Raw genomic sequence first — 7530 nt, forward strand, 5'->3', positions numbered from 1 at the left:
CCCCCACTCCCCCGCCCCGTCGGCTCGTCAGCGCGTCACGCCGTGTGGAGCGTGAGGCCGTAGCGGCCGAGGATCTCGTTCACGGGCTGGAACCACGTCTGCCCGCCGGACGAGCAGTTGCCCCAGCCACCGGAGGTGACGCCCTGCGCCTGGTCGCCGCTGATGAACGCGCCGCCGGAGTCGCCGCCCTCCGCGCACACACTGGTCTTGGTCATCTGCTGCACCGCGCCCTGGCTGTAGTTCACCGTCTCGTTCTTGGCCAGGACGCTGCCGCAGTGCCACTTGGTCGTGGAACCGGAGCGGCAGATCGAGGCGCCGATCGGGGCCTCGGCCGAGCCCCTGACGAGCCGGTCCGGCGTCACGCCCCAGCCGAGCACGACGGGCACGGTCCACCAGCCGCTGTGGATGCTCACGTACGCGTAGTCGTTCCCGGGGAACGAGGAGCCCTGGAAGGTGCCCATCGCGGAGCCGTCCCAGCCCCGGACCGCCGCGCCGGCGCCGCCGCAGTGCCCCGCGGTGACGAAGCCGCCGTGCACGGAGAAGCCGATGGAACAGCGGACGTTGCCGGTGTAGTAGGGGTCTCCGCCGACGGTCCCGGCGGCGTAGGTGCGGGGCGCCGTGGCCGTTTCGGCGACGGTGACGGGTCCGGCCTCGCGGGCCCGGTCGACGAAGGCGCGGACGGCCGGGGCGTTCCGGTCGGCGCGCACGACGGTGACCACGACGCTGTTGGAGCGCGGGTCGACGTGCCAGCCGGCGACGCCGCTCGGGGCGGACCGGGTGTCGAGCCGTGCCTTGGCCCGGTCGAGCGCGCCGGCGCTGTGCCGGACGATCCTGGTGTCGGCGCCGAGCGCCTCGACCTCCGCCTGCTCCGCGCGGTCGGTGAGGGCGACGACGAGGCGTCCGGAGCCGGCGTCGAACCACGAGCCGCCGTAGGCCCCGCCGGCGGCCTTCCTGGCCGCCGACTCGACGCGGGTCGCGGTCCGTTCGGCCGCGAGCCGCTCCTCGGCCTGACGCTCGGTGAGCCCGAGGTCCTGACGCATGGCGTCGAGCAGTCCCGCCGAGGCGGTGGGCGAGGCGGCGGTGGGGACGGCGCTCGCGGGCATCGCCTGGGCGGCGCCGAGTCCGACGGTGAGCAGCAGGGCCGCCGCGGCGGCGCGCAGGGCGGACGTACGTTTCACAGGAGCCTCCTAGTGGGGGTGGGCAGGCGCTGAGAGCGCTCTCAAGCGAGCGCGGTAGCCACCGTAGCGACACTCCACTTGTCAGGTCCATACCACGGCCGGAGATTCCGGCCGGGGTTCGGCGGGGCCGATCTCCCGCGAACCGCTACCGCAAGTACTGCCAGGCCCCGGCCAGTTGGAGCCGAGGACGGCCGAGGGGCCCGGTCCGTCGCGGACGACGGACCGGGCCCCTCGGCGCCCCCGGGAACCGGCCGGGTCAGACCCGGTCGGCCGCGATCAGGACGTACTGGAAGGAGCCGTCCCTGTACGAGTTGATGAACGCCTCCTCGATGCCGGTGACCAGGGACGAGGTGGCCCGCAGCTCCCAGTAGGGCAGCGTGTTCGGCGTCAGGTCGATGACGGCCTGCGGGACAAGCCGGTTGTCGGCCATGGCGCGCAGGTACTCGCGGCGGGAGTGGATGTTGCACTCGAAGTGCGCGTTGATCTGGGAGACCCACTTCGACGGCTGGCCGTATCGCGGGTTCCAGCAGCCGGTGATGGTCACGTAGCGGCCGCCGACCTTCAGGAACCGGGAGTGCTCGGCGAAGAGGTCGTCGAGGTCGACGTACATGCTCGACTCGTTGTTCCACGAGGCGGCGATGCTGCCCTTCTCGAACGGCGTGTCCAGCATGTTGCACACCTGGGCGTGGACGTGGTCGTCGATGCCCAGCTCCTTCGCGCGCCGGTTGCCGAAGTCGGCCTGCGTGGAGGAGAGGGTGACGCCCTCCACCCGGCAGCCGAAGCGCTGGTGGGCCATGACGCTCGAACCGCCGCGCCCGCAGCCGGCGTCCACGAGCGTGTCCTCCCGCCCGATGGCTCCCAGGTTGTCCAGGAGGACCTCGGCCTGCGCCGACTCCAGCCGGTGCAGTTCGGCGATCAGCCTCTTCTCGTACCCGCCGTCCTCGGTGCTGCCGAGGGCGGCGTGGTCGACGTCGCCGATGCCGTAGTGGTGGTGGTAGAGCCCGTCGACGTCACCCAGGCGCAGGTTCACCGGCCTGGCCTCGTCGTTCCAGTAGCGGGCGATGTCGCCCTGGTACGGCGTGGCCGGGGACGGGATGAAGGCGGAGGTGTCGGAGACGGTGGTGAACTCGGTGCTGGTCACAGATGATTCCGTTTCTTACCAGAAGTCGGGCAGGCTGTAGCGGTAGGTGTTGGTCCGGTGCCAGTAGTGGTTGCCGTCGACCCACACGGCGACGCCCCGCAGGAAGCGCTGCACGGTCGGGACGGGGCAGGCGGCGGCGAGGGCGGCGGCCTCGGCCTCGAAGTCGCGCATGAGGTCGTTGTGGACCTCGACGGCCTTCAGGTAGGCCTCGCGGTCGGAGAGGCCCTCGCGGTCGGCGATCACCACGGGCAGGTTGAGGTGCCGGCCGGGGCTGTCGAGCTCCTTCATGTACGAGTACAGGTCGTTCACGATGGTGGTCGCGTTCCCGGCGAGGGCGAGGACGCGCTGCATGGCCGGCTGGGCGTGCAGGTCCGCCGGCAGTTCGTAGCCGCCGACGGTGTCCGTGATGGTGGGGCAGGGGCGGAAGTTGTTGAACTGGCGCATCGCCAGGTACTCCCACACCTCCGGCGTGTGGTCCGTCTCCGCCCAGGCCGCCTCGGCGAGGTACCCCAGGTGCAGCCGGGCCATGTCGTGCCGGTACCGGTCGGCCTGGGACGGGGTCGCCCGGTCGACGAAGTAGCCCATGGCGGAGCGGTAGGCGCGCCGGGGGGCGTCGGCGTGGAGCGACTCGGCCCACCGCGGCTGGTACTCGGCCGTCGTGTGGAGCGGGTCCAGGGCGGTGTGCGCCAGGAGGAGCCGCCCGCCGAGGCCGACGGGCGAGCCGCCGTGGTCCTCGCAGTAGCAGTCGTCGACGGCGTTCTCGGCGACCATCAGGCGGGTCGCGAGCATCAGGTGCTCGACGGTCGGGGCGTCGGGGTGGCACGCGACCATGTAGCGGCCGACGGAGAACCCGTCGAACTCCCCCTCCCAGTCGTCGGGGTAGAGCTGTACCTCGTCCAGCGCCCAGTCCTTGATCCGGCGGCTCACCTCGTCCACCCGTACGGGATCGGGTTCGGGCACGGGGTGGTGGTACAGCCCCGGGACGGGCCGACCCTCGGCCGGGGCCGGGGCCTCCGGCCCGGAGGGCGTCCCCGCGCCACGGGCCAGGGACAGCGCCGCCGTGCCCAGGCCGGTGGGCCCGGGGAGGGCGAACCCTGACGCGCGTGCCGGGGGCGCGGTCGCGCCGGGTGGGGCGACGGGTGCGGTGACCGGCGCCGCGAGAACGCCGGACGCGACGGCTGCGGCGGCGGCCCCCGGAGCCGCCGGGAGGACCGCGGTCGCGGCGGGTGCCGGGGCCGCGGAGGGGCGCGGTACGACGGGAGCCGGCGCGGAGGGGGTCCGGACCGTCCCGGGCGCGGTCGGCCGGCCCGGGACGGTCCGGACAGGGCCCAGTTCGTGTCGGGGCCTTCACGACGCCTTCACGACACGGCATGGGGTCTAGGCCGTCTCCTCCGGATCTTGCCGGTCAGGCCCGCGTCGTCCGGTGCCGTGCGTCGCAAGGCGGAGAGGTATCCGCGTACGGGACGAACCCGAGTGCCTCGACAACGCGGCGAGGTGCGGTACCGGGTGGCACGGGTCAGGCAGGATCCGGAGGAGACGGCCTAGTGCCTGCGGGCGATCTCCACGTTCTCCAGCACGCCCAGCGCGTTCGGCACGAGGATCGCGGCGGAGTAGTAGGTCGTGACGAGGTACGACATGATCGCCTGCTCGCCGATGCCCATGAAGCGCACCGAGAGGCCGGGTTCGTACTCCTCCGGCAGGCCGGTCTGGCGGAGGCCGATGACGCCCTGGTCGTCCTCGCCCAGGCGCATGGCCAGGATCGAGCTGGTGTTCTCCTTGGTGATGGGAATCTTGTTGCAGGGCAGCAGCGGAACTCCCCGCCAGCCGAGGACCCGCTGCCCGTCGAGGTCGACGGTGTCGGGGTTGAGGCCGCGCGCGTTCCACTCGCGGCCGATCGCGGCGATCGTCCGGGGGTGGGCGAGGAAGAGCTTCGTGCCGCGGCGGCGGCAGAGCAGCTCGTCGAGGTCGTCCGGGGTGGGCGGGCCGGAGTGGGGCTGGATCCGCTGCTTGAAGTCGGCGTTGTGGAGCAGACCGAACTCCGGGTTGTTGATCAGCTCGTGCTCCTGGCGCTCGCGCAGCGCCTCGATGGTGAGCCTGAGCTGCTCCGCCGTCTGGTTCATCGGGCCGTTGTAGAGGTCGGCGACCCGGGTGTGGACCTTCAGGACGGTCTGCGCGACGGAGAGTTCGTACTCGCGCGGCTTGAGCTCGTAGTCGACGAAGGCGCCGGGCAGCGCGGCCTCGCCGACGTGACCCGCCGACATCGCGATCTCGGCCTCTCCGTGGCGGTTCTGGCGCTGGAGCGGGAGCGAGCTGAAGGCCTCGATGTGGGCCTGGAGGGCCGAGGAGGAGGCGAGGACCGCGGCGAACTCGGTGCGGGAGAGGGTGAGCAGCGTGCCGGAGGTCTCGGCTGTCGCGGTGTAGTCCCATCGGGCGTCGGCGTCCAGCAGGGCGTTCTCGCCGAAGCGGTCGCCGTCGGCGAGGACCGCGACGGCCACCTCGTCGTCGTACTTGCCGAGCGAGGTCTGGTTGATGCGCCCGTGGGCGACGAGGTGGATCTCCGCGGCGGGGGCGCCGCGCGAGACGAGGACCTCGCCGGCGCTGAAGTCGCGCTGCACGCAGCGGGCGGCCAGCGCGTTCAGCACCTCGTCGTCGTCGAAGCCGCGCAGCAGGGCGAGTTCGCCGAGCTCGCGGGGGATCACCCGGACGCGTGCCCCGTCCTGCACGAACTCGACGCGCCCGTCCCCGACGGTGTAGCTGAGCCGCCGGTTGACCCGGTAGGCACCGCCCTTGGTCTCCACCCAGGGGAGCATCCGCAGCAGCCAGCGGGAGCTGATCTCCTGCATCTGCGGGGCGGACTTGGTGGTGGTGGCCAGGTTCCGGGCGGCGGCGGTACTGAGGCTGGACTGCTTCGGGGTGTCCTGCTGTGCGTCCGGGCCGGTGTCGACGGTCATGGGGCGGGCTCTCCTTCGCAGGGGGTGGTGACCGGCGCGCGGGGCCCCGGTCGGTGAGAGAGGAGGAAGACAAGAAGGCAGGAAAGACAGGAGGAGACGAGAGGGGCGAGAAGCCGTGAAGGTGCGTAAGGGGAGTGAACAAGGAGGAAGTTCTGGGAATCCGTCCAGATCCCGGGGAACAGTAACGGCCGTCGACCCGGGCACACCCCACGAGTTCGGGGGCATTACCTCGAAGCGGCGATCTTGCTCCATTCGAGGTTTAACCCGATGATCTGCAGCATTCGGGCCATGTGGCCGAGAGCCCCTGGTTCACGCCCCCGCCGCCCGCGTTCTCCGTTCGAGAGCGGCATCCCCGTTCGATCGACTGTCCCCCACACGCCCGTACGCCTCCCCACCCGTGCGGCGCACCTTGCCATACACGGACAAATCGCCGCCATCCGGCTAGATTCGGCTTCCAGTCGTCTCCCGTCGCGCCAAGGGGTGAGCATGCAGGCCGGCGAACCCGCCGCAGAGGAACGAACCTTGCGGGAGCCGACACCGGCACGGGCCTCCCTCCATCCCTCCGGCGGCCGGCGCGCGCCCTGCTGCCCGGTGCGCGCCCGCGCCGGTTCCGGCCGGAGCCGCCCCCTCCCGACATACGCCCCTCCGGGAGCTTCCACCACGTCAGCCCCACGGAAGGCAGGTCATGTCGCACGCTGAAACCGGAACAGGCGCCACCGACGCCGGGTCCCCGCCCACGGCCAAACTGACGCTCGTCACGCTGACCGCGATGGTCGTCGGCTCCATGGTCGGCGCCGGCGTCTTCTCGCTGCCCCGACGGTTCGCGCAGGAGACGGGCGTGGCCGGTGCGCTGATCGCCTGGGCGATCGCCGGCTTCGGCATGCTGATGCTCGCCTTCGTCTTCCAGGCGCTCGCCGTGCGGCGCCCGGACCTGGACGCCGGCGTCTACGCGTACGCGAAGGCGGGGTTCGGCGAATACCTGGGCTTCTTCTCGGCGTTCGGCTACTGGGCGAGCGCCTGCGTCGGCAACGTGACGTACTGGGTGCTCATCATGTCGACGATCGGCGCGGTCTGGCCGGCCCTCGGCGACGGCGACACCGCCCTCTCGATCGTCCTGTCCTCGGCCGGGCTCTGGGCGTTCTTCCTGCTCATCCGGCGCGGGGTGAAGGAGGCCGCGGCGATCAACCGGATCGTGACGGTGGCCAAGATCGTGCCGATCATCGTCTTCGTCATCCTGGCCCTGTTCTCTTTCGACGCGTCCGTCTTCGCCGACAACTGGGGCGGCGCCGACTACGCCGGCTCGCTGTTCAACCAGGTCCGCGGGACCATGCTCGCCACCGTCTTCGTCTTCCTCGGGGTCGAGGGCGCCAGCGTGTACTCCCGGCACGCCAAGCGCCGCGAGGACGTCGGCCGGGCGACGATCCTCGGCTTCCTGAGCGTCTTCGCCGTCTTCGCCTCCGTGACCATCGTGTCGTACGGGATCCTGCCGATGAGCGAGATCGCCGAGCTGCGCCAGCCGTCCATGGCGGGGGTCCTGGAGGCGGCCGTCGGCAACTGGGGCCAGGTCTTCGTCAGCGTCGGCCTCATCGTCTCCGTCCTCGGCGCCTACCTCGCCTGGACCCTGATGGCGGCCGAGGTGCTCTTCGTGGCGGCGAAGGACGAGGACATGCCGCGCTTTCTGGGGCGCTCCAGCGGCGACGACGTCCCCGTGCCCGCCCTGCTGCTGAGCACGGCCCTCAGCCAGGTCGTCCTCGTGGTGACGGCCTTCTCCGACGACGCGTTCAACTTCGCCCTCGACCTGACGAGCGCGCTCAGTCTGATCCCGTTCCTGCTCGCCGCCGCGTTCGCGGTGAAGATCGCGCTGCGGCCCGCGCAGGAGAAGGCGGTGGGCCGTGCCACCCGGGGCGAGCTGGTGGTGGCCGTCCTCGCCACGGTCTACACGGCCTTCCTGCTGTTCGCGGCCGGGCTCAAGTTCGTCCTGGTCTCCTTCATCCTCTACGCGCCGGCGACCTTCCTGTTCGTGAAGGCCCGGCGCGAGCAGGGCAGGAGGCTCTTCTCCCCGCGCGAGCTGGTGATCCTCGCCGTCTCCGTCGCGGGCGCCGTCGTGGGCGTCGTGGCCCTCGCGGCCGGCTGGATCAGCCTCTGAGCCGCCCCGCCGAACGCCCGTACCTCCCCCGACGCCGTCGTGGGCGTCGTGGCCCTCGCGGCCGGCTGGATCAGCCTCTGAGCCGCCCCGCCGAACGCCCGTACCTCCCCCGAC

The 7530-nt window shown here is 71.8% G+C and carries 5 protein-coding genes; 1 reads left to right on the forward strand and 4 read right to left on the reverse strand.

Annotation, left to right across the window (positions count from 1 at the left end; translation table 11 throughout):
• Positions 1-35 precede the first annotated feature (35 nt).
• The 4 genes from EAO70_RS05195 to EAO70_RS05210 form a co-directional block, all read right to left on the reverse strand.
• Positions 36-1178, reverse strand: coding sequence for a S1 family peptidase (locus EAO70_RS05195; protein WP_148001824.1), 1143 nt, complete (start codon positions 1176-1178; stop codon positions 36-38).
• A gap of 256 nt (positions 1179-1434) precedes the next feature.
• Positions 1435-2319, reverse strand: coding sequence for a geranyl diphosphate 2-C-methyltransferase (locus EAO70_RS05200; protein WP_148001825.1), 885 nt, complete (start codon positions 2317-2319; stop codon positions 1435-1437).
• Between the two features lie 15 nt (positions 2320-2334).
• The gene (locus tag EAO70_RS05205; RefSeq protein ID WP_148001826.1) at positions 2335-3651 is read right to left on the reverse strand and encodes a family 2 encapsulin nanocompartment cargo protein terpene cyclase; all 1317 of its coding nucleotides are present in this window, start codon (positions 3649-3651) and stop codon (positions 2335-2337) included.
• Between the two features lie 209 nt (positions 3652-3860).
• Positions 3861-5270 (reverse strand): family 2B encapsulin nanocompartment shell protein, encoded by a 1410-nt coding sequence (locus EAO70_RS05210; protein ID WP_148001827.1) that lies wholly within the window; start codon positions 5268-5270, stop codon positions 3861-3863.
• A gap of 685 nt (positions 5271-5955) precedes the next feature.
• Here EAO70_RS05210 and EAO70_RS05215 point away from each other — a divergent pair.
• Positions 5956-7416 (forward strand): basic amino acid/polyamine antiporter, encoded by a 1461-nt coding sequence (locus EAO70_RS05215; protein WP_148001828.1) that lies wholly within the window; start codon positions 5956-5958, stop codon positions 7414-7416.
• Positions 7417-7530: the final 114 nt, after the last annotated feature.

The organism is Streptomyces sp. adm13(2018), assembly GCF_008042145.1.
Classification (GTDB): Bacteria; Actinomycetota; Actinomycetes; order Streptomycetales; family Streptomycetaceae; genus Streptomyces.

Coding starts and splice junctions, on each gene's coding strand:
- EAO70_RS05215 (WP_148001828.1), top strand. CDS start 5,956: ATGTCGCACGCTGAAACCGGAACAGGCGCCACCGACGCCGGGTCCCCG.
- EAO70_RS05210 (WP_148001827.1), bottom strand. CDS start 5,270: ATGACCGTCGACACCGGCCCGGACGCACAGCAGGACACCCCGAAGCAG.